Consider the following 23384-nt stretch of genomic DNA (forward strand, 5'->3'; position numbering starts at 1 on the left):
TCGATGGTCAGGACGTGGTGATCGTGACGGCGCAGCCGCCGACGCCGGGGCAGCGCAGCAGCACGTCGGTGGCGCGGTCGACGGCGATCCGGGCGACCGCCCCGCTGCCGTCGGCGGCCGGCGTCACCTCGTCGCGGACGGTGAACTCGGCGTCCCCCGGCGCCGGCGCCTCGACCGTGAACGGGGCCGCGCTGCGCAGGACCAGCGTCCGCAGCCCGCCGGGGTCGGCCACGCGCAGCACGCAGCCGCCCGTGAAGACCAGCCGGCCGGCCTCGGCGCAGTCGGCGCGTACCGTCGCCGGATCCACCGCGGCGCGGTCGCCGCCGAGCCGGCCGAGCCGCTCCACCAGCCCGGAGGGGGCGCCGGGGTCGCCCGTGTCGTCCCGGCCGGCGCCGACGGCGACCGCGAACAGCGCCACCAGCAGCACGCCCAGCGCCGCGAGCAGCGCCTTCTGCCCGCCGCTCATCGGGCGCCGGCCGGCGCGGGAACCTCGGTGAACCGGATCGCGTCCACGCCGGCGAAGTAGCGGTCCGTGCCCTGGGTCTTGCCGACCACGACGAGCGTGACCCGGTGCGGTCCCCGGTTCAGCGCGACCGTGCCGACGTCGAGCCAGTCCGTCTTCGTCACCTCGGGGGTGAAGCCGAGGAAGGCGCCGCCCACCTGGGCGCCGTCGATGGTGAAGACCGTGTTGGCGTAGTCGAACGAGGTGGTGCGGACGGTGGCGAACCGCCAGGTGCCGTCGGCGGGGATGTCCACCGTCACGCTCACCTGGTCGCCGACCGCGCGGCCCTGGAAGAACAGCTGCGCGCCCTCCGACCAGGTCACCCCGCAGCAGTCGGGCTGGACCTCCACCGCCACCGACGAGCCCTTCGGCGGCCCCAGCACCGCGCCGGCCACCAGACTCTCCGCCTCGACGGTGACCACCCGGGGCTCGCCCGGCGCCGGTTCCCCGTCGCGGGCCACCAGCCACGCCACCGCCGCGCCGACGACGAGGACCAGCGCCGCCGCGGCGGCGATCCACGGCCACGGCGTACGCCGGGGCGCGGCGACCGCCCGGACCTCGTAGGTGACCCGACCGCTGGAGCGGGAACTCTCCTCCGGCGCGGTGTTCGCCGAGTACGCGAACCCGGTCACGTCGTAGCGCCGGGGCGCGGTGCCCGGCGGCACGGTCAGCCGGACCAGGAAGGAGACCGAGCCCTGCCCGGGCACCACCCGCTGCGGCTCGGTGACGGTGAACCAGGACCGCTGCGATCCCTCGCCGGGCGCCACGTCGAAGACGACGGTGTCCGGGGCCGTGCCCGGGTTGGAGACGGTGAACGTCAGCTCGCCGGTGTTGCGGGCGTCCAGGGTGAACTGCTCGGCGGCGGCGACGACCGCCCACTCGGTGGTCATGGTGGCTCCTCTGCGACGACGATCTCGGCGGTGGTCGACGCGGGCTTCTCCGCCTCGACGATGCGGGTGATCACGGCGAGCTGCCCGGCCGCGGCCGGCGGCACGGTGACCACGACGTGGAACGGCCGGTCCCGGGGCTCGTCGATGGCGAAGCCGCCCGTCCCGGTCGCCACCTCCAGGGCCCTGCGCATGCCGTACGGGGTGCCGCGCCAGCGGGCCAGCAGCGCGCCGTGGGACACCAGGTCCCGCAGCCGGCCCAGCGGCAACGGCGGCGGACCGTCCGGCCGGGGCGGGGCGACCACGTGGTCCATCGCCACCCAGCGGGCCAGGTACGCCACCATCCCGTCCGGGGCCCGGTACGGGTCGAACAGCGCGTCGACGTCGGCGAGCACCGCCTCGTCCGGGGCGTGCAGCGCCTCCATGACGTCCAGCAGCGCCCACAGCACGCTGCCCGGCACGCAGGCCCGCTGGTACGCCGCGGGCAGCAGCCGCTCAATCGCCGCGCGTCGCATCCTGCCGCACCACCTCGATGTCGTGCTCGCCGGAGCAGAGCAGCCACGTGTCCGGAACGGTCACCACGTCGGCGGTGGCCTGGTTGGCGCTGGCCGCCCAGTCGACCGCGTCGGTGCTGCGGTGCACCCCGCGCTCGCCGCCGGCCAGGATCAGCCGGTCCGGGCCGCCGGTCGCGGCGACGGCGTCCACCGGCACGAATCGGGTGCGGTCCCGCAGCGGCAGCCCGCAGTTGACCGACACCGGCGCCCACTGCGGCGCGGCGGCTAGGGTGTCCAGCCGCAGCACCCCGCCGCTCTGCGTCGCCGCGACGGCGAGCGGGCCGGAGAACGCGAGGTCCCGGCAGGTGCCGCCGATCCAGCCGGACTGCACCGCCTGCCACTGCACGTCGGACTCGAACAGCCGCGCCCGCCGGCAGCCCTGCCCCGGCTTCTTCGGGTCCGGCTCACCCGCGCCGCTCCACAGCAGGGTGGCCGGGCCGTCGTACTGGACGGCGAGGACCCGGTTGTCGACGTTGGCCAGCCCGACGTGGGCGAAGCTGCCCGGACGGCCGGCCTGGGTGGACAGGTAGACCCCGAACCCGGCCTGCGCGGCCACCGCGACGCCCGGCGCGCCCCGCTCGGAGACGAACGCGCGGACGGCGTAGAAGCCCCGGTCGGCGTCGCCGGGGTCGACCAGGATCTGCAACGGCACCGCGCCGGGCAGCAGGGAGACCTCGTACAGGCCGGTGTCGGTGGCGACCAGCAGCGCGCCCGCGCCGTCCCGGTCGATCCAGGCCAGGTCGGAGACCCGCGAGTCCAGGTCGGTCAGCAGCGACCAGGTCTCGCCGAGGTCGGTGCTCAGGTGCACCCGGGACCCGCCGTCGGCGCCGACGGTGGCGACCGCCACCGAGCCGGGCCGGGGCACGATGCCGGGGCGCACCGGGGCGGGGGCGGGGGTCACCCGCAGCACCGTCTCGCCGTCGGCGAACCGGCCGGCGGGCTCCCAGCCGGCGCCGGCGTTGGTGGAGCGGAACAGCACCGGCCCGCGCCCGGCGTACCAGGTCCGTGGCTGGTACTGGTCCACGGCGAGGGTACGCACCTGCGCGTCGGGCGCCTCGTCGACGACGAAGCGGACCGACTCGACGTAGCGCACCCCCGGCTCGGCGTGCTCCAGCAGCCGGTACACGTTGGACGCGCGCAGCGGCTCGCCGAACGCCCAGCCGGCCGGGTTGAGCGGGGTCGGCAGCGGGCTGAGCGTGGAGTGCAGCCGGTCGTGGATGCGCCGCCGGACCGCCTCGACGTCCTCCTCCCGGCGCACCACCACGCGGGCGCGGACCGAGACCGCCTTGTAGCGGGCCCAGGTCGCGCGGCACGAGGTGCCCAGGGCTCGGCGGCGCTCCAGGTCCGCCTCGACCCGGGCCCGGGCCTGGTCCACCTCGTGCTCCCGCAGCACCGCCACCGGCAGCCGCCCGCCCGGCCGGGCCGCCTCCGGCACGTACGGCACCAGCACCACCTCCACCTCGCCGGGGCGGGCGAAGCTGTAGACGGCGGCGCGGGTGAACGCCCGCGCCCGGGCCACGGCCCCGGAGCCGGTCGCGAGCACCTCGAAGTCCCGCGCGGTGACCGCCCGCTGCTGGGCGAAGAACTCGTACGGGCCGCGCAGCAGCGCCGACTCCATGGACTCCATCTCCCGCCCGCCGGCCGCCGGCGCGGGGTTGTCGACGCGGACCCCGGGCAGCGGGTCGCGCAGGCTGGTCAGCGTGCCGGCCGCCACGTTGCCCGCCGGTCCGCCACCGGCCCGGTACCACAGCCGCACCTGCCGTCCGGCCGGCGGCACGGCGGCCACGGTCACGGGATTCCCCACCGGGTCGGCCGGGTCGCGCAGGTCCAGGGCGGGGGCGAAGGTGACCGTCCCCGAGCAGCGGTCGACCAGGTAGACCCGGTCCTGCGGGCCGAGCCCGGCGAAGCTGTCCACCGGCCGCCAGATCTCGAACGTGCGGCCGTCGTGCTCCCGGGCGGCGGCGCCCAGCTCCACCGTCCCGGCCGGCACCTCGACGCCCAGCAGCAGGTCCAGCGGCTCGGCGGTGCGCGCCAGCGGCGCCCGGGCGGCGCGCAGCACCTGGCCGGGCTGGCCGGTGCCGACCCCGATCAGTTCCGCCTCCACCGGCTCGCAGTGGTGCATCCGGACCGTGACGTCGCCCTGCCCGGCCGGCAGCAGCGCCGGCTCGGTGGTGACGAAGACGACCGGCCGCGGGTCGGCCCCGCGCGCGGCGGCCACCCGGGTGCCGGCCGGGATCGGGATCGCGCCGCCGTCGCCGCCGGCCCGGGTGAACCGGACGTCCGCCCAGGCCACCGTGGGGGCGTGCCGGGTCACCCCGAGCAGGTTGAGGAACGCCACGTACGCCTTCTCGGGCAACTGGTTGAGCCGGTAGATCATCACCTCGGTGAGGTGCGCGAACGCCTCCAGCAGCGCGATGCCCGGATCGTGCGCCGACAGGTCGGTCCAGGCCGGGCAGGACTGGCGGATCCGCTCCCGGGCCTCGGTGACGAGGTCCAGGAAGGCGCGGTCGTCGAGGTGCGGCACGGGCAGCGTCATGACGCTCCTCCCTCCGGTGGCGCCCCGCCGGCCGGGCCGTGACCGGCGTCGGGGGCCTCCCGCTCCGGGTCGTCGGCGGGCAGCAGGTCGACGGAGAACACCAACCGCCCCGGCGCGAGGCTGGCCCGGATCCGGTAGTCGAGCCGGATCACCAGCCGCCACGGGTCGTCGGGGTCGGGGCCCGCGTCGACGTCGAGGACCTCCACCCGGGGCTCCCACCGGGCGACGGCCGCCCGGACGTAGTGGATGGCCAGCCCGGCCGTGGTGTCGTCGTTCGGCGCGAAGACGAGGCGGTGCAGCCGGGAGCCGTACCCGGGGCGCATCAGCCGCTCGCCCGGGGTGGTGGACAGCAGCAGGAACAGCGCCTGGCGTACGGTCTCGTCGCCCTCGGTCATGGCGAGGCCGCCGGCGGCGGTCAGCGCGAGCCCGCCGCCCCGCCCGGGGTCGAAGCCGGCGCCGACGAACCGGAAGGCCCTCACCGGTCCGCCCCCAGGAAGCCCTGCCGGGGGTCGCGCACCCGGTGGTGCACCAGGCCGGGCGGGGTGCCGTCGGTGAACCCGTCGAGGTGGGACAGGACCACCCGCCGGCCGCCGACGCGCACCCAGTCGCTGTAGCCGACCCGCACCCGCAGGGTCTTCCCGCACGGCTTGATCGTCGGCCCGTAGTTCGGGCAGGCGGTGATCTCCCGGCCCTCCGGGTCGTCGTCCACCAGCACCGGCACGCCGGCGACGGTCACCCAGTCCTGCGAGGCCCGGTTGCCGACCCGCCCGTCGTGGTCACACCTGATCACCGAGTCGCGGTGGATCCAGCGCATCAGCCGCCTCCTTCGTGGTGGGCGCGGGCCAGCGTCCGGGCCCGCTGCGTGGCGGTGGCCGGGTCCTCGGTCGCCTCCGCGTGCAGGAAGTCCACGCTGCGGGCGCGCACGACCATGGCCCGGCCGGGCGCGGAGAGCACCAGGTCGGTCGCCGCGTGCAGGGTGGTCAGCTCCGGGGTCAGCTCCAGCCAGCTGCCCCCCTCCGTGCCCAGCCGCAGGCTCCGCGCGACGTCGTCGACCACGATCGACTGGCCGCCCGCCGTCCGCAGCGACCAGCGCCGCGCCCGCCCGTCGTCGATCCCCGCGTCGTACGCCCCGGCGGCGCCGAACAGCGCGCCGAGCACGATCCCGGACGCCGGCTCGCCCCCGGGCAGCACCACCAGCACGGAGTCCTCCGGGTCGGGCAGCGCCACCAGGCCCTTGCCCGGGCCGGCGCCCGGGCAGAGCACCGCCAGCCACCCCGCGTCGAGCCCCCCGTACGCGGGCAGTTCGACCCGGGCCCGGCCCAGCCCCTCGGGGTCGGCCACATCGGTGACCCGGCCGAGGGTGACCACGGCCGGGGCGGGCGGCCCGGCCGGCGGGGCCGGGGGAGGGGCGGTGGAGAACCGGGTCAGCTGGCCGGCGGCGTCGACGGTGTGCACCACCTCGGTGAGCACGTACGTCCCCGCCACCGCCGCGGGCACGCCGGTGAGCGCGATCCGCCGGCCGGGCCGCAGCGCGGGGTCGGCCTCGGCCACCCCCTCGGCGGTGACCAGGGCGGCGACCCGCGCGTCCAGCCGCGCCTGGGCGAGCGCGGCCAGCTCGTCGTCGCCCCGCCCGGGCTGGTCGACGGCGGTCCGTACGCCGTCCGCGCCCACGTCGGCCGGGTCGGGGTCGGCGGCGATCCGCCGGCCGCTGCGGGCCGTGGCCACCTGCTGGCTGATCGGCTCGGCCCGCTGCGGGTGCCAGCCCAGCGCGCTGCTCTCCCCGCCGGCCGTGTCGAGGTTGGTCGACAGCCGCAGCGAGTGCAGCCCCCGGCCCAGCTCCAGGCCGACCGGCTCGCCGTGGCCCTCCAGGGTCAGCAGGCGCAGCCGGTCGCCGTCGGCGACCATGTGCAGGCCGGCCCGCCCCGTCACCTCCCGCAGCAGCTCCAGGTCGCTGTGCCGGTGCTGGGACAGCCGCTCCAACCGGGGGCCGTCCGCCTCGGCGTGCACGGTCAGCCCCACGTCCCGGCACAGCTCGCGGGCCAGGTCGGCGGCGGTCACCGCCTCGAACACCCGCAGCCGCTGCCGCCGGCGCAGCCGGTGCAGCGCGTCGTACGCCCGCACCCGCAGCAGCGCCGCGCCGTCGGCCGCGTATTCGACCTCGACGCAGGTGACCTCGCCGGCGAAGAGCGCGTCGGGGTGGCCGTCCAGGCGCAGCTCCAGGCTCGCCCCGGTGCGCACCGGCGGGGTGAGCGCGGCGGCGCCGGGCGCGGTGGTCAGCGCCACCTCGCACTGCGTCGGCCGGTCGAGCCGGGCCGCCACCCGGGCCGACACCAGCCGGCGGGCCGCCCCGTCCGGCAGCGGCACCCCGTCGAGCAGCACGGCGAGGGCGCGCGGGGCGGTCACGGCGCACCCGCCGGGTGGGCGGCCGGGCCCGGCTGCGGCGGCACCGCCAGCGGCGTACCGGGCGGCACGGCGAGCGGGTCGGTGATCCGGTTGTGCTCGGCCAGCAGCCGCCACCGCAGCGGCGAGCCGAGCGCGTCGTGGGCGAGCAGGTCGAAGCGTACGCCCGAATGGTCGGGCCCGGTCGCGCCGTCGCCGGCGGCCACCACGGCGCTGCCCGGCGCGGCGGTCGGGGTGCTCGCCGCGGCGAGTTCCTCCGCGAAGCCCTCCCGCGCCCGGTCGGCGTCCTCCGCCACCCGGACCAGCTTCAGCCGCAGCCAGGACCGGTGCGGCGAGCCGGTGGCGGTGAACGCGTCGAAGCGCTCCGCCACCGCGACGACGACGCCCGGCACGTTCCAGGTCTTGCCCCAGACCAGCCGGACCAGCGGCGGCCGCACCCAGCCGTGCTCGGCGGCGGAGTTCTCGGCGAGCATCCACAGCGGCCGGGTGAGCGCCCGCACGTCGGTCGGTCGGACCTGCCCCTCGGCGAAGTCCACGTCGAACAGCAGGTCCAGCACCAGCTCGGTGCGGCCCCCGCCGGTGAAGACCAGCGGGTCGTCGGCGAGCCCGGCGCCGGTGAGCTGCCCGCCCGCGACGCCCCGGTGGCGCACCCCCGCCAGCCGCGTCACCTGCACCGTCTCCGGGTTGAGCAGGCAGTCCACCCGCTCGCCGGTGGCGTCGATGAGGAAGGCGACGCGTTCCATCAGCCACCCGCCTGTTCCCGGTCCAGCCGGCGGACGCGCTCGTCGTCGAGGGCGGACGCGGCGACCGTCCACAGCGGCCGGTCGTCCGGCAGCGCCGGCCACGGCCCGCCGGCCCGCTCCGACCCACCGACGGGCGCTGGCCCCGCACCGTCGGAGTCGGGCAGCGCCGGCCAGGGCGCGGCCGCGTCCGGCCACCCCGACGGGGGTACGCCGACCTCTTCGCCGCCGTCCCGCCGGCCGCTGGTGCCGTCCCGCCGGCCTGCCCGGCCCTCCCACCGCGCCGATCCCGGCCAGGCGGCACCGACCGGCTCGGGGCCTCCTCCGGTGGTCGCCGGCCAGTGCCGATGCCCGGATGCGGGTCGCAACCGTTCGGCCCCCGCGTGTCCCGTCCTGTCGTACGACAGCGGAACCCGTGCCCCCGCCCCGGCTCCTGCCGCCGATTCTCCGTCCGGGGACGCCTCCCGCGCCCCGACGTACGCGGCCGCCCCGGTCGTGTCTCCGGACGCCGCAGATCCTGGTGTGGAGCGGCCCCTCCAGGGGCCATTTCGTGCCAGGATCTCGGGCGGCAGCCCGTTGGCGTCGGGTGACCCGGCTGTGCGGGGGTGGGACGGAACGGCGTGTCCGGCCGTCGTGACGTCAGCCGCGCCCGGTCGCGGGCGGTCGGCCGGTGTCGGGTCCGCGGCGTCCGTCAGGGGCCGGTTCCTTCGCCTCTCCGCCGCGCCGACGGCGGGTCGCGTGGGCGTCACGTCCGCCGAGCCCGTCGTCTCCCGGTCGGGTGCCGCGCCCGACGGGCCGTGGGCGCGTCGGTCGCCGGCCAACCACGGGCCCGTGCTGCTGCCGGCCGGGCGGCTGGCGGCCGGTGTGCCGGGGTGTGTCACCGCGGCGGGCGGGGGAACCGCCGGTCGGAGCACGGGCCGGCCGGCCACCGTCGACGGCTGGCCGACCGGTCCACCGCCTCGTCGACCTGCCCGGCCCCCAGCTGTCGTCGGGGTGCCCGGGCGTCCGTCGCCGCTTGTCCGCCCGTCGTCGCCCGGCCCGCCGCCCCGCCTTGCCGGGCGGCCGTCGTCGCCCGCCGAGCCGGTGCCGGCCGGCCAGCCCTCTCCGGTCGGCCGGTCCTGGTCGCTCGGCGGCACGTCTCCTCCCGACCAGAGGTCTCCGAACGACCGTTGGTCGCCGCTGTGCCAGCTGCCACCCGCCGGCGGGGTGTCCTCGTCACGCCGGCCCGACTCGGCGGGGTACGAGCCGGCGCCGCTGGCCCACGTCGGTCCCCACCCGGGTGGCACGGCGGGCGGTCGCGGGTCGGCCGTCCGGGGTGGCGCGTCGCCTGGCGGATGGTCGGCGGGACGGGTCGCGTGGTCCGCACCAACGGGACGGGTCGCGTCGTGGTCCGCGCCGACGGGCGGGAAAGCGGAATCGGCCGGGCCGAGGTCGAGGTCGAGGTCGCGCAGCAGGCCCGGGGCATGGGCGGACACCACCCGCAGCCAGTGCTCCGGGGGCTGGCCGGGCCGGCGCGCCGGTGCCTCCGTCGCCGTCGCGGCGGCCGGTGAGCGGTCAGGCGGGTACCGGTCCTCGGGCGGGGACGGCGGGCCGGGTGTGGCCGGCCCGGCGGAGTCGACCAGCCGGGCCAGCTCGTCGACCGCCGTGGCCGCCGCGCGCAGCCGGGCGGCCAGCCAGCTACGCGGTGGTCGGCGCGGCGGCACCGCCGGTCTCCAGTTCCAGGCTCTCGTAGCGCAGGGTGAGCGCCGCGATCGCGAGCTCCTGGCCGAGGGTGTTCAGGTGGGCGCCCCGCCACCTCGTCGGCCACGCGTTGATCAGGTTCCAGCGCAGCACCTCCGCCGTGCCGGCCGCGTCCAGCAGCACGATCGAGACGTTGCGCCGGCTCACCGTGCCCCGGGCCACCGCGTACGTCCAGTCCCACAGCTCGCGGGAGGCGGTGAGCCCGAAGTGCAGGGTCACCGGCGCGTACTCCACCTGGCCGGGGACCATCCGGATCCGGTCGTTGCCCTGTTCCCGGTACGCCACGCCGGGGATGGTCATCTCCAGGCCGCTGACCTCGGTGAAGTGGCCGTTGGTCACGCCGTTGACGAGAAGCTTGAAGTTGTAGGCCCGGTACGGGTCGACCGGGGCGCCCGGCTGCGGGGTGGCGGTGGTCGGCATGTCAGCCTCCGATCGTCTCGGTCTCGGCGCCGCCGGCCCACTGGCTCAGCTTGAACACCACGAACTCCGCCGGCTTGACCACCGCGATGCCGATGTGGGCGACGACCATGCCCGCGTCGCGGACGTCCGACGGGTTGGTCTCCTCGTCGCACTTGACGAAGAACGCCTCCTCGGGCGTACGCCCCAGCAGGGCGCCGTCGCGCCAGACGCGGGTGAGGAAGGCGCCGATGTCGCGGCGGATGGACCGCCAGAGGGTGAAGTCGTTCGGTTCGAAGACCATCCACCGGGTGCCGTTGGCGATCGCCTGCTCGATGGCGATGCAGAGCCGGCGGACGTTGAGGTAGCGCCACTCGCTGGCCTCGGCGGCCAGGGTGCGGGCGCCCCAGACCCGGATGCCCTCGCCCGGGAAGTAGCGGATGACGTTGACGCCCTTGGGGTTGAGGACGTCGTGCTCGGGGCGGGTGACCAGGTGGGCGAGGTCGACGGCGCCGCGTACGGGCTCGTTGGCCGGTGCCTTGTGCACCCCGCGCAGGGCGTCGGTGCGGGCCCAGATGCCGGCCATGTGCCCGCTCGGCGGGGTGAGCACCAGCTCGCCGCTGAGCGGGTCGCGTACCCGCAGCCAGGGGTGGTAGAGCGCGCCGAAGTCGGACAGCCGCGGCCGGCACGCCGTCGGCGGCTCGTCCGCCGAGCCGGGCCCGCCGGAGCCCTCGGCCGGCTTGGGCGGCTTGCCGGTGGACGGCGTCGCCACCCTGGTCAGCGCCGAGATGTCCGTGACGTCCGGGGGCGGGTCGCAGATCGCCACCATCGTGCGCGTCCGCTCGGCCATGCTCAGCAGCGCCTCGTGCGAGACCGGGTCGTGGAAGCCGGGCGCGGCCAGGATCGAGACCTCGTCGACGGCCTCCAGCAGTTGCAGGCCGCCGCGCCGCTGTCCCGTGCCGGTGATCTCGCCGCCCTCGCCGACGTTGACGACCCAGCAGCGGCTGCCGCCGTTGTCGAGGAAACCGAAGACGGCCCGGGCCAGCGGGGTGCTCTCCAGGCGGTCCCCGGCGGCGTAGAGCCGCAGGAACTCCGTCCAGTTGTTGACCGCGACGGCTCTGCCGAGCTGCGCGGTGGGGTCCGGGGCGATCCCGACGAAGGCGGCCGTGCTGGTGCTGGCCGGTCCGATCGGGCGGGCGCCGCCGGGAACCTCCTCGACGTAGATGCCGGGCGAGAAGTAGGTGGGCATCGGTCCTCCCGGTGCGGTTCGCGGCCGGCGGCGTGGGACGTCCGCCGGAACGGGGGTCAGCGGGGCGGGGGTGCGCAGACGATGACGATGTCGGGCTCGGTCGGGTCGACCTCGGCGGTGAGGACGCGTCCCCGGGCGGTGAGCCGCAGCCGTACCGGACCGGGGTGGGCGGGGTCGTGCGGCACCCCGACGACGCGGAACCGGCCGGCGGGGTCGGTCGTGGTGACGTACGCCGTGCCCACGACCTCGATCCGCACGGCCGCGAGGGGCTGCTGCTCGGGCCCGAGCACCCGGCCGTCGAAGGCCAACAGCTCCAGTTGCCGCAGCCGCAGCGGACGCAGCACCGGCGGCGCCGGCGGCATCGGGTGGGTGACCTGGGCCGGCACGTCGATGAGCAGGGCCGGGCGGGGGCCGGTGCCGAACGCCGCCCAGAGCCGCGGGTCGCCGGCCTCCAGCACGACGGTGCGCTCCCCGCCGGCGGTCGCGGCGGCGAGCACCCGGTCCAGTCCGGGCAGCGCCGCCGGCCCGCCGGCGCAGAGCAGGTATCGGACGGTGAAGCGGTACGGCTCGCGGCCGCCGCTGCCCCGGGTCTGCCGGGCCGGGCGCAGCTCCATCGGCCAGAGCGTGAGCCGGGCGGGGTCGTCGTCGGGGCGCGGCGGGCCGACCGGGACGGCTTCCCCCGCCGCCCCGGCCAGCCAGCCGGCCAGCTCGGCGGTCGCCGTCTCGATCGGGCCGCGCCCCGGCGTGGTCATCGCGGCGGCGTTCCCTGGACGCGGTACGCGATGGCCTCGTTCCACACGTGCGGGTAGACGCCGATCTCGAAGTACCGGGTGAAGCGGTTGATGGGTGCGTTGGTGTGGTCGTGGTAGAGCAGCCAGACCGGGGCGATGGTGAACAGCACGTAGTTGGCGAGCACCAGCGGGATGTAGAGCGGGCCGAGGATGCGTGCCTGGAGGATGTGCACGTCCTCGTGCCGCTGGATGCCCGGCCCGGAGCCGGCGCAGACGGTGCCGATGGTGGTGGCGTACCGGGGGGAGACGCCCTCGACCACGTTGACCCGGCAGGTGTGCTGCGAGGTGGCCCGGTCCAGCGAGTGCCCGACGAGCACGTGCGCGGCGAGGTAGACCGCGCCGACGACGGTGTTGAGCAGGCTCCACGTGTGGTCGACGACGAAGAGGAGGACGCCCTTCGCGTCCGGGCCGTAGACCCGGGCCGAGGCGACCGCCCAGCCGAAGACCCCGCCGACGAGCAGGCCGGCGACCGCGCCGATCAGCAGCCCCACCGTGCCGCCGGCCAGTTGCCCGAGGACCGCGCCGGTGGCCACGTGTGCGACGGCGCTGAGGATTCCGTAGATCATGATGGCTCCCCTCATACCCAGGAGCGGAGGATGCGGGGCTCGCGTCCCTGCGCGAGCTGGGTCGGCGACGCCTGGGTCGCCTGCCGGTTGCCGGGCGGGAGCTGGTTGATGCCCAACGCGGCGGAGAAGATGACCAGCCCGTTGAAGAACGCGATGATCCACTTCTCGGCGCCGGCGTCCGTGGCGAACGCCGCGGTGAGGTAGGACAGCGCGAGCGCGATGCCCAGCGCGATCCACTTGCGGGCCTTGTCGCCGCTCGGGCCGATCAGCCCGCCGATGACGTTGGTGGCGAGCAGCGTCGCGGCGCTCGCGCCGGTGAGGCTGCCCAGGGCGGCCCAGGTGAAGAGATCGTTCATCGCCGATCTCCCTTCGGTTGTGCGGTGGTGCGACCGGGGTGTGGTGGTGGTGAGGCCGGCGGCTCCGGGGAGTCTCCGACGGGCCCGGTCCGCCGCCGACGGGCGGCGGGCGGGAGCGGGTGGGGGCCTTCAGGCGGGCCCCGGTGGGCCGGTGGACGTCGGACCGGCCGCCGTCGGGTTGCCGGGAGCCGGGCCCGGCGCGGTCGTCGGGCCGGTCGCCTGGCCCGGCGCGACGGGGCCGCCGGCCGCCGGCGTCGTCCGGCGCGAACGCCGCAGCAGTAGTACGACCACGACGGCGACGAGCAGCAGGAGCACCGCCGCGCCGGCGACCAGCAGCCAGGGGAACCCGCCGCCGTCGTCGTCGCCCGCCGCCGGGGCGGCCGACGGCCTCGGCGGGGCCTCGGCGACCGCCCGCAGTTCGGTCGGCTTCTCCTGGTTGCTGCCGACCTGCCAACTGACCGACCGGCCGTTGACCGTGCCATTGGTGTCGAGGACCCGGCCGGGGAAGGTCACCGATATCTCGAACGACATCAACCGCATGAACGCCTGCTGATTCTGCGGATTCTGTTCCGCCACCTTGCCGCCGTATTTCTTCGGGTCGAGGGGAAGGGTGAAGCGGTAGAGGTCGTCGTCCCGGACGAGCCGAACGCTCTCGCTGTTGAAATCGCGCAGCGGGGTGTTCCGATAGGTGATCTGGGAACCGAAGAGCTTGGCGTCCTCGTAGCGGGTCTCCTCGCCCGGCGGCAGGGCGGGAATGTTCTGCCGCAGCTCGGCGAAGCCGGCCTCGACGGTGCGGTTGCCCGAGGTCAGCACGGTCTTCTGAGCGGTCAGCAGGAGTTGTCCGTCGACCGTGTCGTCGGCGTTGACGGTCAGCCCGAGATTCAGTTGCATGCAGCCGGTCAGCGCGGCCGCCAGAACGAGACACGCCGCGACGCGGAGTGTCCTGCCGCGGATGAGTCCCGTATTCATGGGCACAGTGTGTGTGATCCAGATCACTACCATCAGTCAGCGATCAGTCACAACGGAGTCACCGATCTTACCGGCCCGCTGTCCCCTTCGGCTGAGGTCGGAAATCGCCGAAATCGATATCCTGAAGGTTTGGCCCGAGCTGCCGTTTCTGGGGGTCAGGAGGTGGCGAGGCGGTGGTCGCGCGGCGTGACGCCGCGGACCCGGCGGAACGCGGTGCTCAGCGCGTACGGGCTGCCGTAGCCGACCTTCCGGGCGACCGCGCCGAGGGTCGCGTCCGGCTCGCGGAGCAGGTCGGCGGCGAGGGCCAGCCGCCATCCGGTCAGGAACGTCATCGGCGGCTCGCCGACCAGCTCCGTGAACCGGCGGGCCAGCGCCGCCCGGGACACCCCCACCTCGGCCGCGAGCGAGGCGACCGTCCACGCGTGGGCCGGGTCGTTCTGGAGCAGCCGCAGCGCCGGGCCGACCACCGGGTCGGCGGCGGCGACGTACCAGGCGGGCGCGGCGCCCGGGCGGGCGAACCAGGTGCGCAGCGCGGCGATCAGCAGCAGGTCGAGCAGCCGGTCGAGGACGGCCTCCTGGCCGGGCGCGTCCCGGGTGACCTCCTCGGCGAGCAGGGGCACCAGCGGGCCGCACCACTCCTCGCCGCCCACCGTCAGCAGCGGCGGCAGGGCGGTGAGCAGCCGCCGGCTCAGCTCCCCCGGAAGCTGGTAGGTCCCCGTCAGCAGCACGGTCGCGCCGTCCGTGCCCGCGCCCCAGGTGCGCACGCCCAGCGCCATCGTCTCGGCCAGCGGCTCCCCGCGCAGGGTCGTGCACCGCTGTCCGGGGTGGATGACCACCTGCGGCGGGGTGGCCGGGTCGTCCGCCACCAGATAGCCGTCGGGCCCGCGCAGCACCGCCACGTCGCCCGGCCCGAGCGCGGCGGGCGCGCCGTCGTCGGGCACCACCCAGGCCGCGCCGCGGACCAGGGCGACCACGGTCAGCGGGGCCCGGTCCTCGATGCGCAGCGCGAACGGCGGCTCCAGCACCGACCGGAGCAGGAAGGCGCCCCGGGCCCGCGGCCCTTCGAGCAGTCCGGTGAGCGGATCCACGCGGCCGAGCGTAGACGAACGCGTATGCCGGCTGGCCGCCCGGCAAGGGTTCCCCCTCGTCGGCCTGTCCGGGTTCGCTCCGGGTCGGCCCCCGATGTCGCGCAGCGCGGTCGCAGCGATGATCGTCACCGTGAAACGTCGTGATCTTCTTGTGCTCGCCGGTCTGGCCGCCCTCACCGGATGCGGGAGCCCCGGCTCGGAGTCGAAGGGAAACTCCGGCACCCTGAGCTTCGCCAACCGGCTGAGGGTGCCACCGTTGCTGGAACCGACCACGGCGAAGGACGGGACGAAGCAGTTCTCGTTGCGGATGCAGACGGGCCAGACCGAGCTGCTGCCCGGCAAGCGGACCGCGACGTGGGGATTCAACGGCGCCTTCCTCGGCCCGACCGTACGGGCGAGGCGGGGCGACCGCGTCGCGATGCGCGTGCACAACCAGCTCGGTGAACCGAGCACGGTGCACTGGCACGGCATGCGGCTGCCCGCCGCGATGGACGGTGGCCCCCACCAGATGATCGAGCCGGGCCGTACCTGGTCCCCACACTGGACCATCGACCAGCCGGCCGCCACCTCCTGGTACCACCCGCACCTGCACGGCAGCACCGCCAAGCACGTCTACCGCGGACTGGCCGGCCTCTTTCTCGTCGACGACCCGGAGGCGGCCGCGCTGGGACTACCCTCCACCTACGGCGTGGACGACGTCCCGCTCATCCTTCAGGACAAGATCCTCGACCCGGGCGGCGCGCTGCTGGAGGACCCCAAGCCGACGTGGGGCTTCATCGGCGACCAGATCCTGGTCAACGGGGTCTACGACCCCTTCTTCGAAGTCACCACCACGATGCTGCGGCTGCGCATCCTCAACGGCTCCAACGCGCGGATGTACAACGTCGAGTTCGCCGACCGGCGGCGCTTCCAGGTGGTCGGCACCGACGCGGGCCTGCTGGCGGCTCCGGTGACGGTCGACCGCGTGCAGCTGAGCCCGGGCGAGCGGCTGGAGATCGTGGTCGAGTTCGCCCCGCGGGACCAGGTCGTGCTGCGCAGCGTCGCCGGCGACCACGGCATCGACGAGGGCGACTACGATCTGCTGAAGTTCGTCGCGGCGGACACGCTCGCGCCGCGGCCGGCGGTGCCGCGGCGGCTGGCCACGACGCCGCGAATCGAGGTGCCCGCCGGCGCCCGGGAGCGCAGGTTCCGGCTCAGCGGCAGCGACGAGATCAACGGGCGGGAGATGGACATGGCCCGCATCGACGAGGTCGTGCCCGCCGGGGCGCGGGAGATCTGGCACGTCGAGAACACCGTGTACGCCCACAACTTCCACATCCACGAGGTGGCGTTCCGGGTCCTGGACATCGACGGGAAGGAGCCGCCGGAATACCTGCAGGGCCCGAAGGACACGGTGTTCGTCCCCGGCAAGTCGACGGTGCGGCTCGCCGTCCACTTCGGACACTTCACCGACCCGAAGACGCCCTACATGTACCACTGCCACATCCTTCGGCACGAGGACGAGGGCATGATGGGCCAGTTCGTGATCGTGAAGCCCGGCAGCGAGGCGTCGGTGGCCCGTACGCTGCCGATTCACCACGGCCACCACGGCCACCACGGCTGAGCCGTCGCTGTCGGCGGGAGGGGCGGGTCAATCGGGGATCGTCAGCCAGTCGGCGGCCCGGTGGCGGATGTCCGCGGGCACCTCGTGCGGGCCGGGGAACTCGTCGTAGGTGACGTCGTAGCCGAGCGAGCGCAGCCGGGGCACCAGGCGGCGGCTGCACACGTCGACCGGAAGGACCGGGTCGTCGGCGCCGTGCGAGACGTAGACGCGGGGCTGGCCGTGGGTGACCAGCGGCGCGGCGAAGCCGGGGGAGAAGGCCACCACCGCGTCGACCAGGTCGCCGTTGGTCAGGCCCAGCGAGAGGGCGTACGAGGCGCCGTCGGAGAACCCGCCGAACGCCACCTGCCCGACGGGATAACCGGCGAACGTCGTGGCCAGCAGCCCGTCGATCCGCCGCACGTCCACCCCGAAGCCCTCCACGATCAGGTCCCAGCTGCTCGACGCCGCCTGCGGGGCCACCAGCAGCAGCCGGTGCGCGTCGGCGACCGGCAGCAGCAGGTCCAGGCCCTGCCGGGCCGAGCCGCCGGCCCCGTGCAGCAGCAGCACCAACCGGTACGGCCGGTCGGCGACCGGCTCCGGGGCGTACACCATCGCCAGCGGCCCGCCGTCGGCGTCGGTCAGCGACACCAGTCCGGTCGCCGCCCGGGTGACCGGCGGCGTCGGACGCACGGTGAGCCGGCCGTGCCGCGGGTTCTCCTCCGGCTGCCGGTGCGGCGGCGCGGGTTCGGCCACGGGATCACCGCTCCTCGTCCTCGGCGGGCATGCGCCGGCCGGTTACCCCGCTGTCCGCCGGTTAACCCCGCCGGGGCCCCGTCCCACCCGCCGACCCGGCGGACCAGCCGGGACGGCTACGGCGTCGCCGGCGGCACCCGCCACCCGCCCGCCGTCGCGCCGACACCGCCGCCGCTGCGCAGGGCACTCACACCCGGCTTGCAGCCGCCTCCCAGGAAGCGGTGCTGCACTGGGAGGACGCCGAGGAGAGGAGCGGGGGATGGGCTGGTTCCGTCGACGGCCGCGCGGCACCGACGCGGCCCCCACGAAGCTCGACCGGGAGGCGACCCGCGAGGACCTGGCCGCGCTGGAGGCGTTCGTGACCAGCCGCCGGGGCGTGGAGTTCTACCTGGAGCCGGAGACCACGGCGACCGACACCACCGTGGTGGCGATCGCCCACGACGGCGAGTGGATCCGCCGCCGCACCGGCTCGCCGCGCGCCGCCGGGTCGATCGCCCGCAAGCACGCGGTGCCGCTGTACGAGGCCGCCCGCACCGGCTACCCGGAGCGGATGCGGGCCTGGAACCGGGCCCACCCGGAGCGCCGCGCCCGCTGAGCGTGGCGCCGCCGTGGCGTCACCGCGCGGCGGCGACCGCCGCGCGTGCCTCGTCGAGCGTCATCGGCGGCTGGTGGCTCGCGACGTACCAGTGGATGTCGTCGCCGAGCAGTCGGCGCAGCAGGGCGAGGTCGGGCCGGTCCTCGGGAGTGCGCAGGTGCGCCGGCGGCGGATAGAAGCAGTCGCCGAGCAGCAGCACGCCCGAGTCCGGCACCGCCACCACCGTCGAGTCCGGCGCGTGGGCGCCCCCGACGTGCCGCACCCGTACGCCGACCGGCAACTCCAACTCGTCGGTGAAGGTCCGGGTCGGCGGCAGCACCGCGAAGCCGTCCCACGAGTCGACCGCCAGTGCCCGGGCCCGGAAACTCGGGCCGAGCCGGGGGTTCTCCCGCACCTGCTCCCGCAGGTACCGGTGGCTCCACGGCCGGGCCGTTTCCGCACGCAGCAGCCGCTCGCCGGCGACGTGGCCGACGATCTCCACGCCGGGCCAGGCGCAGGCGCCCCACACGTGGTCCCAGTGGTGGTGCGTGTAGACCAGCCAGCGGGGCGGGGGCAACCCGGCGGCGGCCAGCGCGGACCGGATCTCCCGGGCGTGCGCGGGGCTCTGCCCCGCGTCGATCAGCACGCTGCCCCGGTCGTCGGCGACCAGGGCGACGCCGGCCTGGACGGCCTCAGGGTCCGGATCACCGGGGCAGAGCCAGACCCGACCGGCGAGGTGCTGGAACGTCACGGCGGCCATGGCGCACGCCCCCCTGGGTGATCGACAACGCGTCGGACTGCCGTCCGATCGTAGGTGCTGGAACCTCGCCCAGCCGTCCCGGGCCCCGGGGAGCGCGCGTCCCGCCCGTCCGCGCGGGGCGGCTGTCGTCGACCGCGCCCCTGACAGCCAGGGCGGTAGGGTGTCCGGCATGGCTGACCGGTCGTCGGCCCTGGGCCGTCCCTTCTGGACATTCTGGGGCGCCGCCGCCCTGGCCAACCTGGGCGACGGCATCCGCGTGGCGGCGTTCCCGCTGCTCGCCGCCGCGCTGAGCGACGACCCGGTGGCGGTGGCCGCCGTGGCCGCGGCGCAGCTCCTGCCCTGGCTCGTCACCGGCCTGTTCGCGGGAGCGCTCGCGGACCGCAGGGGAGCCCGGGGGATCATCGCCGCCGCCGACGTTGGCCGGGTCCTGGTCCTGTCGGCGTTGGCCGTGGCCGTCGCGACGGGCACGGCGCCGATCGGCCTCGTGGTCGTCGCCGCGTTCCTGCTCGGCGTCGGCGAGACCCTGCGCGACACCGCCGCCCAGACCGCCGTTCCCCGGCTGGTCGACGACGCGCTGCTCGAGAAGGCCAACGGTCGTCTCGTGGCGGGCGAGATCGTGGGCAACGAGTTCGTCGGCCCGCCGGTCGGCGCGCTGCTGTTCGTCGCGGGCGCGGCACTGCCGTTCGCCGTCAACGGCGCCTCCCTCGCGTTGGCCGTCATGCTCGTGCTGTCCCTGCCGCTGACCCTGGCCCGCCCGGGCAGGTCGCAAGCCGGTGTCGACGGAACGTCCGGCGGCACGGGCGCGCCCGCGCGGGACGGGGCGCTCGCCGGGCTGCGGTGGCTGGCCCGACAGCCCGTGCTCCGTACGCTCGTGCTCGTCGGCGCGGCTGTCGCCGCCGCGGACAGCGCCTGGTTCGCGATCTTCGTGCTGTACGCGCGGGAGAGCCTCGGCCTCGGCGCGTTCGGGTTCGGCCTGCTGCTGGCGACCGGCGCGGCCGGCGGGCTCGCCGGCTCCCTCGTCGCCGACCGGCTGATCGGCCGGTTCCGGCACCGCCACGTGCTGACGTGGTCGATGGCGGTCACCGCCGGAGCGCCGATGCTGCTGGTCGTGGCGCCGCACCGAGCCGCCGCCGTGGCCGTCGTCGTCACGACCAGCGCGTCGTTCGCCGTCCTCAACGTGGCGGCGCTGTCGCTGCGGCACCGCCTCGTGCCCGGCGACCTGCTCGGCCGGGTGGTCGCCGCGTCCCGGGTCCTCACCTACGGCTGCACCGCGCTGGGGGCCCTCGCCGGCGGCGCGTTGGCCGCCGGCCTGGGCCTGGACGCGCCTTTCCTGCTCAGCGGCGCCGTCGCGGTGGCCGCGACCGTCGCCTGGTGCGTCGCGTCCCGCCCGTCCGCGCCGGGCGACCCGGCCTGACGGAGGCGGTGGCCCCGGCCGCCTGGGCGACCCGCGGGCCGCCGGGCGCGGGCGGTCGGCTCACCGGCCGGGTCGGGCCGTCGTCAGCCGCGCCCGGGACGCCCGAGTCGGACGAGCCGGGCCACGAGGACGGCGGCGCAGCCGAGCGTCGCGGTGACGAGCAGCACCATGAACGTCGGATAGATGTACGCCACCTGGATCCAGGCGACGTCGCGACCCCGGTAGAGCCAACCGACCACCCGGTGGATCGAGGCGAGCAGCACCAGCGGCGCGAGCAGCGGGAGCAGCGGCACCAGCGTCCAGGGGCGCACCGCCCGGCCGGCGGCCCAGCGGTGCGACCGGAGCACACCCCGGCCGGCGAGTGCCGCGGCGGCGACCGCGAGCGCCAGCAGCACCGCGTCGACGGCCACGAGCGGCGTGCCCGCCGAAGGCGCCGGCGTTCCCTCGATCAGCGCGATGAGGCGCTCGGCGAGAGCCGAGGCGTGGCCGTACGCCAGTCCGGTGTTCGCCATGACCGCGATCCCGTAGCCGGACGCGGGCAGCAGCGCCTGGTACGCGGTCGAGGTGAACAGGTCACCGCTGTGTGCGATCAACGGCGCCCCGGACGCGGTCGCCTCGACGGACCAGCCGAGGGCGTAGGAGTCCGACACCGCGGACGGGCTGTGCAGCGTGGCGATGCCCGAGGGGGAGAGGATCGCCGTGCCGTCCGGGCCGCGCCCCTGGTTGCCCTGCGCGATCAGCCACGCCGCCATGTCGTGCGCCGAGCTGAGCACCCCGCCCGAACCGTTGCCGAAGGCCGGCGGCTCGGGCACGGCGACGGCCGCGCCGAGGATCATCAGGTGGCCGCGTGCGCTCGGCGGCAGCTCGCGGGCGACGTCGAGGGTGCGGCTGTCGGCCATGCCGAGCGGGTCGAAGACGTACGTCCGCAGGTAGTCGTCGAACGGGCGGCCGCTGACCACCTCCACCAGGCGGGCGGCCACCTGGAAGTTCGGGTTGTGGTACTCCCACCTTGTGCCGGGGTCGGCCGCCAACCGGGCCGTACGCATCCCCGCCACGGCCTCCCGCAGCGAACCCGGCTGCCGCCTGCTGAACGCGGGAAACGTCGTGTCGGACATGCCGGAGGTCTGGTCCAGCAACTGCCGTACGGTGATCCGGCTCGCCCGGGGATCGGCCATCGTGAACTCCGGCAGGTGCCGGTGGACCGGGCCGTCGAGCTGGACCCGACCCGCCTCCACCAGCTGCATCACGGCGAGGGCGGTGAACGACTTGCTCACCGACGCCACGGCCATCGGGGTGTGCGCGGTGACCGGGTCGCCGGCCGGGGTGTGGCCGTACCCGGCGGCGTGCACCACCCCGGTCCCCCGGGTGACGGCCACCGCGGCGCCGGGCAGGCCGGTGGCGTCGCGGTACTGGCGCACGACGGCGTCGACGGCGGCGGCGTCGACCCCGGCCGGCGGCGCGGCCGGGGTTGCCGGGGCAGGCGACGCGGCGAGCGCCACCGAACCGGCCAGGACGAGAAGGCGCGTGATCATGGTCGGAGTCTCGGCCGGTCGGGGAGCCGGCACATCGGATCGTGGTCCGAACCCGGGATCGGCCCGTGGTCCGACGCCCCGGCGGCCGGCCGGTGGATACCGTTGCCCGGTGGTCACCTCGGGGCGGCTCGGGCCGCGACAGTTGATGGCGATCGACGCGCTGGTGGGCGCCGCCCTGATGTTCCTCACGGTGTTCCGGACGCCCGACGCCCCGGCGCTCGCCGGGGTCCTGGCGGTGCTGTTCGGGCCTCCGCTCGCCGTCCGCCGGCGCTGGCCGGCGCCGGTGCTCACCGTCGTGGTGCTGGCCGGGGCGGTGGCGGTCGCCGTCGGGGTCGCCGGCGACGCGGTGGTGTTCGCGGTCGCGTTCGCGCTCTACCCGGTCGCCCTGTCCACCTCGACCCGGAGCGGCGGGTGGGCGCTGGTCGGGGCGCTGGCTGCCCTCACGGCCGGGGGGTTGGCGGGCGGCACGGTCCCCGGGCTGCCGATCGTCCCGATCCGGGCGGGGGAGGAGTCGTTCGCCGCCACGCCGGTCCCGGTCCTCCTCTACGCCGCGACCGTCGTCGCCGCTTCGTGGGCGCTCGCCCGCGCGGTACGCGCCCGACGACGGCACGTCGCCCAACTCGCCGCGTCGCGCGCCGACCAGGCGGTGGCCGAGGAACGGTTGCGCATCGCCCGGGACATCCACGACGTGGTCGGGCACAGCCTCAGCCTGATCGCCATGAAGGCGGCCGTCGCCAACCATCTCGCGGGCAGCCATCCCGAGCAGGGCCGGGCCGCCCTGGGCACGATCGAGCGGGTCAGCCGGAGCGCGCTCGACGACATCCGGGTCGTGCTCGGCGCGCTGCGCGACCCAGCCGACACCGCGCCGAGCTTCGCCGAACTCGACCGGCTGGTCGAGACCGTCCGGTCCGCCGGTGTCACCGTCGACGTCGATCGGGCGGCCGACCTGACTCGGGTGCCCGCGGCCGTGCAGGCCTCGGCGTACCGCATCGTGCAGGAGGCGCTCACCAACGTGCTGCGCCACGCCGGCCCGACCCGCTGTCGGCTCACCGTCACGGTCGAGCCCGGGGCGCTGGCCGTCGCCGTGGTCGACGACGCGGGGCGGGGGCGTGCCGTCGGGCCGCCCGGCCACGGGCTGCGGGGGATGCACGAGCGGGCCGTGATGCACGGCGGCACCCTGGAGGCCGGCGTCGAGCCTGGCGGCGGCTTCGCCGTCCGCGCCCGGCTGCCGTTCACCCCGGCGGTGTCGGACGATGGGTGAGCCCGTACGTGTGCTCCTGGCCGACGACGACGCGCTGCTGCGCGGCACCCTCCGGCTGCTGGTCGACGCCACCCCGGGAATGACCGTGGTGGCCGAGGCGGGCACCGGGCGCGCGGCCGTCGAACTCACGAGGACACACGCGCCCGAGGTGGTCCTGATGGACGTCCGGATGCCCGAGATGGACGGTATCGCCGCCACCGCGCAGGTCACCGCCGGCCGGGACGCGCCCCGGGTGCTCGTGCTCACCACGTTCGACCTCGACGACTACGTGTACCGGGCGCTGCGCGCCGGGGCGAGCGGCTTCCTGCTCAAGGACACGTCGCCCGCACGGCTGCTCGACGCGATCAGGGTGGTCGCCGCGGGCGAGGCGCTGCTGGCCCCCAGCGTCACCCGTCGGCTCATCGCCGAGTTCACCCGCCTGCCGGCGGCGCGGCGGGTGCCGGGCAGGCTCGACGGGGTGACGCCGCGGGAGCGGGAGGTGTTGACGTTGATCACCCGTGGGATGTCCAACACCGAGATCGAGCAGCACCTGCACCTCAGTCGGGGCACCGTCAAGACGCACATCGGCCGGTTGCTGACGAAGCTGGCCGTCCGCGACCGGGCCCAACTGGTGATCGCGGGCTACGAATCCGGGCTCGCCGACCGGTGAGCTGGCGTCGACCGTCGCGAGCGCTGCGCCGCCCCAGCGGGGCCGAGCGTCCGATCCGGTGGCGTTGACCGGGGGACCGGGGGTG

25 protein-coding genes are annotated in these 23384 nt (G+C 75.9%); 6 read left to right on the forward strand and 19 right to left on the reverse strand.

The annotated features are described in order from the left end of the window. Positions 1–7: 7 nt before the first annotated feature. From ACFY23_RS26095 to ACFY23_RS26135, 9 genes are read right to left on the reverse strand one after another with little or no spacing between them, the layout of a single operon-like run. Positions 8–466 (reverse strand): hypothetical protein, encoded by a 459-nt coding sequence (locus tag ACFY23_RS26095; RefSeq protein WP_350681958.1) that lies wholly within the window; start codon positions 464–466, stop codon positions 8–10. After that, on the reverse strand, positions 463–1392 hold the full coding sequence (locus tag ACFY23_RS26100; RefSeq protein ID WP_350681956.1) for a hypothetical protein: 930 nt from the start codon (positions 1390–1392) through the stop codon (positions 463–465). Before ACFY23_RS26100 ends, ACFY23_RS26095 begins: the two co-directional genes overlap by 4 nt. Further along, positions 1389–1904, reverse strand: coding sequence for a phage tail protein (locus tag ACFY23_RS26105; protein WP_350681954.1), 516 nt, complete (start codon positions 1902–1904; stop codon positions 1389–1391). Before ACFY23_RS26105 ends, ACFY23_RS26100 begins: the two co-directional genes overlap by 4 nt. Further along, a complete protein-coding gene (locus tag ACFY23_RS26110) occupies positions 1885–4479 on the reverse strand; it encodes a putative baseplate assembly protein (protein ID WP_350681952.1) in 2595 nt (864 codons plus the stop codon). Before ACFY23_RS26110 ends, ACFY23_RS26105 begins: the two co-directional genes overlap by 20 nt. Then, positions 4476–4958, reverse strand: coding sequence for a GPW/gp25 family protein (locus ACFY23_RS26115; protein WP_350681950.1), 483 nt, complete (start codon positions 4956–4958; stop codon positions 4476–4478). Before ACFY23_RS26115 ends, ACFY23_RS26110 begins: the two co-directional genes overlap by 4 nt. Next, complete coding sequence (locus ACFY23_RS26120; protein ID WP_350681948.1) at positions 4955–5293, reverse strand: hypothetical protein; 339 nt, start codon at positions 5291–5293, stop codon at positions 4955–4957. Before ACFY23_RS26120 ends, ACFY23_RS26115 begins: the two co-directional genes overlap by 4 nt. Then, complete coding sequence (locus ACFY23_RS26125) at positions 5293–6882, reverse strand: contractile injection system protein, VgrG/Pvc8 family (RefSeq protein ID WP_350681946.1); 1590 nt, start codon at positions 6880–6882, stop codon at positions 5293–5295. The genes ACFY23_RS26120 and ACFY23_RS26125 overlap by 1 nt, the downstream gene beginning before the upstream one ends. After that, positions 6879–7622 (reverse strand): hypothetical protein, encoded by a 744-nt coding sequence (locus ACFY23_RS26130; protein ID WP_350681944.1) that lies wholly within the window; start codon positions 7620–7622, stop codon positions 6879–6881. The genes ACFY23_RS26125 and ACFY23_RS26130 overlap by 4 nt, the downstream gene beginning before the upstream one ends. Further along, positions 7622–7987, reverse strand: a complete 366-nt coding sequence (locus tag ACFY23_RS26135; protein WP_350681942.1) for a hypothetical protein — start codon at positions 7985–7987, stop codon at positions 7622–7624. The genes ACFY23_RS26130 and ACFY23_RS26135 overlap by 1 nt, the downstream gene beginning before the upstream one ends. A 987-nt stretch (positions 7988–8974) precedes the next feature. On the opposite strand from ACFY23_RS26135, the gene ACFY23_RS26140 reads away from it, so the two are divergent. Beyond that, positions 8975–9169, forward strand: coding sequence for a hypothetical protein (locus ACFY23_RS26140; RefSeq protein ID WP_350681940.1), 195 nt, complete (start codon positions 8975–8977; stop codon positions 9167–9169). A gap of 127 nt (positions 9170–9296) precedes the next feature. Here the strand turns inward: ACFY23_RS26140 and ACFY23_RS26145 are convergent, their stop codons facing one another. From ACFY23_RS26145 to ACFY23_RS26175, 7 genes are all read right to left on the reverse strand, one after another. Continuing rightward, a complete protein-coding gene (locus ACFY23_RS26145) occupies positions 9297–9779 on the reverse strand; it encodes a phage tail protein (RefSeq protein WP_350681938.1) in 483 nt (160 codons plus the stop codon). Position 9780: 1 nt separating this feature from the next. Further along, positions 9781–11004 carry a phage tail sheath subtilisin-like domain-containing protein gene (locus ACFY23_RS26150; RefSeq protein ID WP_350681936.1) on the reverse strand — a complete coding sequence of 408 codons (1224 nt, stop codon included), beginning with the start codon at positions 11002–11004 and terminating at the stop codon, positions 9781–9783. Between the two features lie 56 nt (positions 11005–11060). Continuing rightward, the gene (locus tag ACFY23_RS26155) at positions 11061–11756 is read right to left on the reverse strand and encodes a carboxypeptidase-like regulatory domain-containing protein (protein ID WP_350681934.1); all 696 of its coding nucleotides are present in this window, start codon (positions 11754–11756) and stop codon (positions 11061–11063) included. Continuing rightward, on the reverse strand, positions 11753–12361 hold the full coding sequence (locus tag ACFY23_RS26160; RefSeq protein ID WP_350681932.1) for a glycine zipper family protein: 609 nt from the start codon (positions 12359–12361) through the stop codon (positions 11753–11755). Before ACFY23_RS26160 ends, ACFY23_RS26155 begins: the two co-directional genes overlap by 4 nt. Positions 12362–12372: 11 nt before the next feature. Further along, positions 12373–12717 carry a hypothetical protein gene (locus ACFY23_RS26165; RefSeq protein WP_350681930.1) on the reverse strand — a complete coding sequence of 115 codons (345 nt, stop codon included), beginning with the start codon at positions 12715–12717 and terminating at the stop codon, positions 12373–12375. A gap of 129 nt (positions 12718–12846) precedes the next feature. Next, positions 12847–13686, reverse strand: a complete 840-nt coding sequence (locus tag ACFY23_RS26170) for an LppM family (lipo)protein (RefSeq protein WP_350681928.1) — start codon at positions 13684–13686, stop codon at positions 12847–12849. A 155-nt stretch (positions 13687–13841) separates the two neighbouring features. After that, complete coding sequence (locus ACFY23_RS26175) at positions 13842–14774, reverse strand: AraC family transcriptional regulator (RefSeq protein ID WP_350681926.1); 933 nt, start codon at positions 14772–14774, stop codon at positions 13842–13844. Positions 14775–14904: 130 nt separating this feature from the next. On the opposite strand from ACFY23_RS26175, the gene ACFY23_RS26180 reads away from it, so the two are divergent. After that, positions 14905–16377, forward strand: a complete 1473-nt coding sequence (locus ACFY23_RS26180) for a multicopper oxidase domain-containing protein (RefSeq protein ID WP_350681924.1) — start codon at positions 14905–14907, stop codon at positions 16375–16377. Between the two features lie 27 nt (positions 16378–16404). Here the strand turns inward: ACFY23_RS26180 and ACFY23_RS26185 are convergent, their stop codons facing one another. Continuing rightward, on the reverse strand, positions 16405–17109 hold the full coding sequence (locus ACFY23_RS26185; protein WP_350681922.1) for a phospholipase: 705 nt from the start codon (positions 17107–17109) through the stop codon (positions 16405–16407). Positions 17110–17368: 259 nt separating this feature from the next. Between ACFY23_RS26185 and ACFY23_RS26190 the strand changes: the two genes are divergently transcribed. Continuing rightward, a complete protein-coding gene (locus ACFY23_RS26190) occupies positions 17369–17704 on the forward strand; it encodes a hypothetical protein (RefSeq protein ID WP_350681920.1) in 336 nt (111 codons plus the stop codon). 19 nt (positions 17705–17723) lie between these two features. Here the strand turns inward: ACFY23_RS26190 and ACFY23_RS26195 are convergent, their stop codons facing one another. Beyond that, positions 17724–18443 (reverse strand): MBL fold metallo-hydrolase, encoded by a 720-nt coding sequence (locus tag ACFY23_RS26195; RefSeq protein WP_350819377.1) that lies wholly within the window; start codon positions 18441–18443, stop codon positions 17724–17726. 169 nt (positions 18444–18612) lie between these two features. Here ACFY23_RS26195 and ACFY23_RS26200 point away from each other — a divergent pair, with 169 nt between their 5' ends. Beyond that, the gene (locus tag ACFY23_RS26200) at positions 18613–19857 is read left to right on the forward strand and encodes an MFS transporter (protein ID WP_350681916.1); all 1245 of its coding nucleotides are present in this window, start codon (positions 18613–18615) and stop codon (positions 19855–19857) included. An 83-nt stretch (positions 19858–19940) separates the two neighbouring features. On the opposite strand, the gene ACFY23_RS26205 is transcribed toward ACFY23_RS26200, so the two are convergent. Next, on the reverse strand, positions 19941–21389 hold the full coding sequence (locus tag ACFY23_RS26205) for a serine hydrolase domain-containing protein (RefSeq protein ID WP_350681914.1): 1449 nt from the start codon (positions 21387–21389) through the stop codon (positions 19941–19943). Positions 21390–21498: 109 nt separating this feature from the next. Between ACFY23_RS26205 and ACFY23_RS26210 the strand changes: the two genes are divergently transcribed. Both ACFY23_RS26210 and ACFY23_RS26215 read left to right on the forward strand, forming a co-directional pair. Next, positions 21499–22650, forward strand: coding sequence for a sensor histidine kinase (locus tag ACFY23_RS26210; RefSeq protein ID WP_350681912.1), 1152 nt, complete (start codon positions 21499–21501; stop codon positions 22648–22650). Beyond that, positions 22643–23299: a response regulator transcription factor gene (locus ACFY23_RS26215; protein ID WP_350681910.1), complete on the forward strand. Its 657-nt coding sequence runs from the start codon at positions 22643–22645 to the stop codon at positions 23297–23299. The genes ACFY23_RS26210 and ACFY23_RS26215 overlap by 8 nt, the downstream gene beginning before the upstream one ends. The last annotated feature ends 85 nt before the right edge of the window (positions 23300–23384 follow it).

Origin of the sequence: Micromonospora sp. NPDC000121 (genome assembly GCF_042899165.1) — a bacterium.
GTDB lineage: Bacteria > Actinomycetota > Actinomycetes > Mycobacteriales > Micromonosporaceae > Micromonospora.

Bases quoted from the DNA above. Each gene is read 5' to 3' on its own strand.
- ACFY23_RS26110 (WP_350681952.1), bottom strand. From the start codon at position 4,479: ATGACGCTGCCCGTGCCGCACCTCGACGACCGCGCCTTCCTGGACCTC.
- ACFY23_RS26190 (WP_350681920.1), top strand. From the start codon at position 17,369: ATGGGCTGGTTCCGTCGACGGCCGCGCGGCACCGACGCGGCCCCCACG.
- ACFY23_RS26145 (WP_350681938.1), bottom strand. From the start codon at position 9,779: ATGCCGACCACCGCCACCCCGCAGCCGGGCGCCCCGGTCGACCCGTAC.
- ACFY23_RS26095 (WP_350681958.1), bottom strand. From the start codon at position 466: ATGAGCGGCGGGCAGAAGGCGCTGCTCGCGGCGCTGGGCGTGCTGCTG.
- ACFY23_RS26165 (WP_350681930.1), bottom strand. From the start codon at position 12,717: ATGAACGATCTCTTCACCTGGGCCGCCCTGGGCAGCCTCACCGGCGCG.
- ACFY23_RS26100 (WP_350681956.1), bottom strand. From the start codon at position 1,392: ATGACCACCGAGTGGGCGGTCGTCGCCGCCGCCGAGCAGTTCACCCTG.
- ACFY23_RS26155 (WP_350681934.1), bottom strand. From the start codon at position 11,756: ATGACCACGCCGGGGCGCGGCCCGATCGAGACGGCGACCGCCGAGCTG.
- ACFY23_RS26105 (WP_350681954.1), bottom strand. From the start codon at position 1,904: ATGCGACGCGCGGCGATTGAGCGGCTGCTGCCCGCGGCGTACCAGCGG.
- ACFY23_RS26200 (WP_350681916.1), top strand. From the start codon at position 18,613: ATGGCTGACCGGTCGTCGGCCCTGGGCCGTCCCTTCTGGACATTCTGG.
- ACFY23_RS26120 (WP_350681948.1), bottom strand. From the start codon at position 5,293: ATGCGCTGGATCCACCGCGACTCGGTGATCAGGTGTGACCACGACGGG.
- ACFY23_RS26215 (WP_350681910.1), top strand. From the start codon at position 22,643: ATGGGTGAGCCCGTACGTGTGCTCCTGGCCGACGACGACGCGCTGCTG.
- ACFY23_RS26160 (WP_350681932.1), bottom strand. From the start codon at position 12,361: ATGATCTACGGAATCCTCAGCGCCGTCGCACACGTGGCCACCGGCGCG.
- ACFY23_RS26130 (WP_350681944.1), bottom strand. From the start codon at position 7,622: ATGGAACGCGTCGCCTTCCTCATCGACGCCACCGGCGAGCGGGTGGAC.
- ACFY23_RS26170 (WP_350681928.1), bottom strand. From the start codon at position 13,686: ATGAATACGGGACTCATCCGCGGCAGGACACTCCGCGTCGCGGCGTGT.
- ACFY23_RS26195 (WP_350819377.1), bottom strand. From the start codon at position 18,443: ATGGCCGCCGTGACGTTCCAGCACCTCGCCGGTCGGGTCTGGCTCTGC.
- ACFY23_RS26205 (WP_350681914.1), bottom strand. From the start codon at position 21,389: ATGATCACGCGCCTTCTCGTCCTGGCCGGTTCGGTGGCGCTCGCCGCG.
- ACFY23_RS26150 (WP_350681936.1), bottom strand. From the start codon at position 11,004: ATGCCCACCTACTTCTCGCCCGGCATCTACGTCGAGGAGGTTCCCGGC.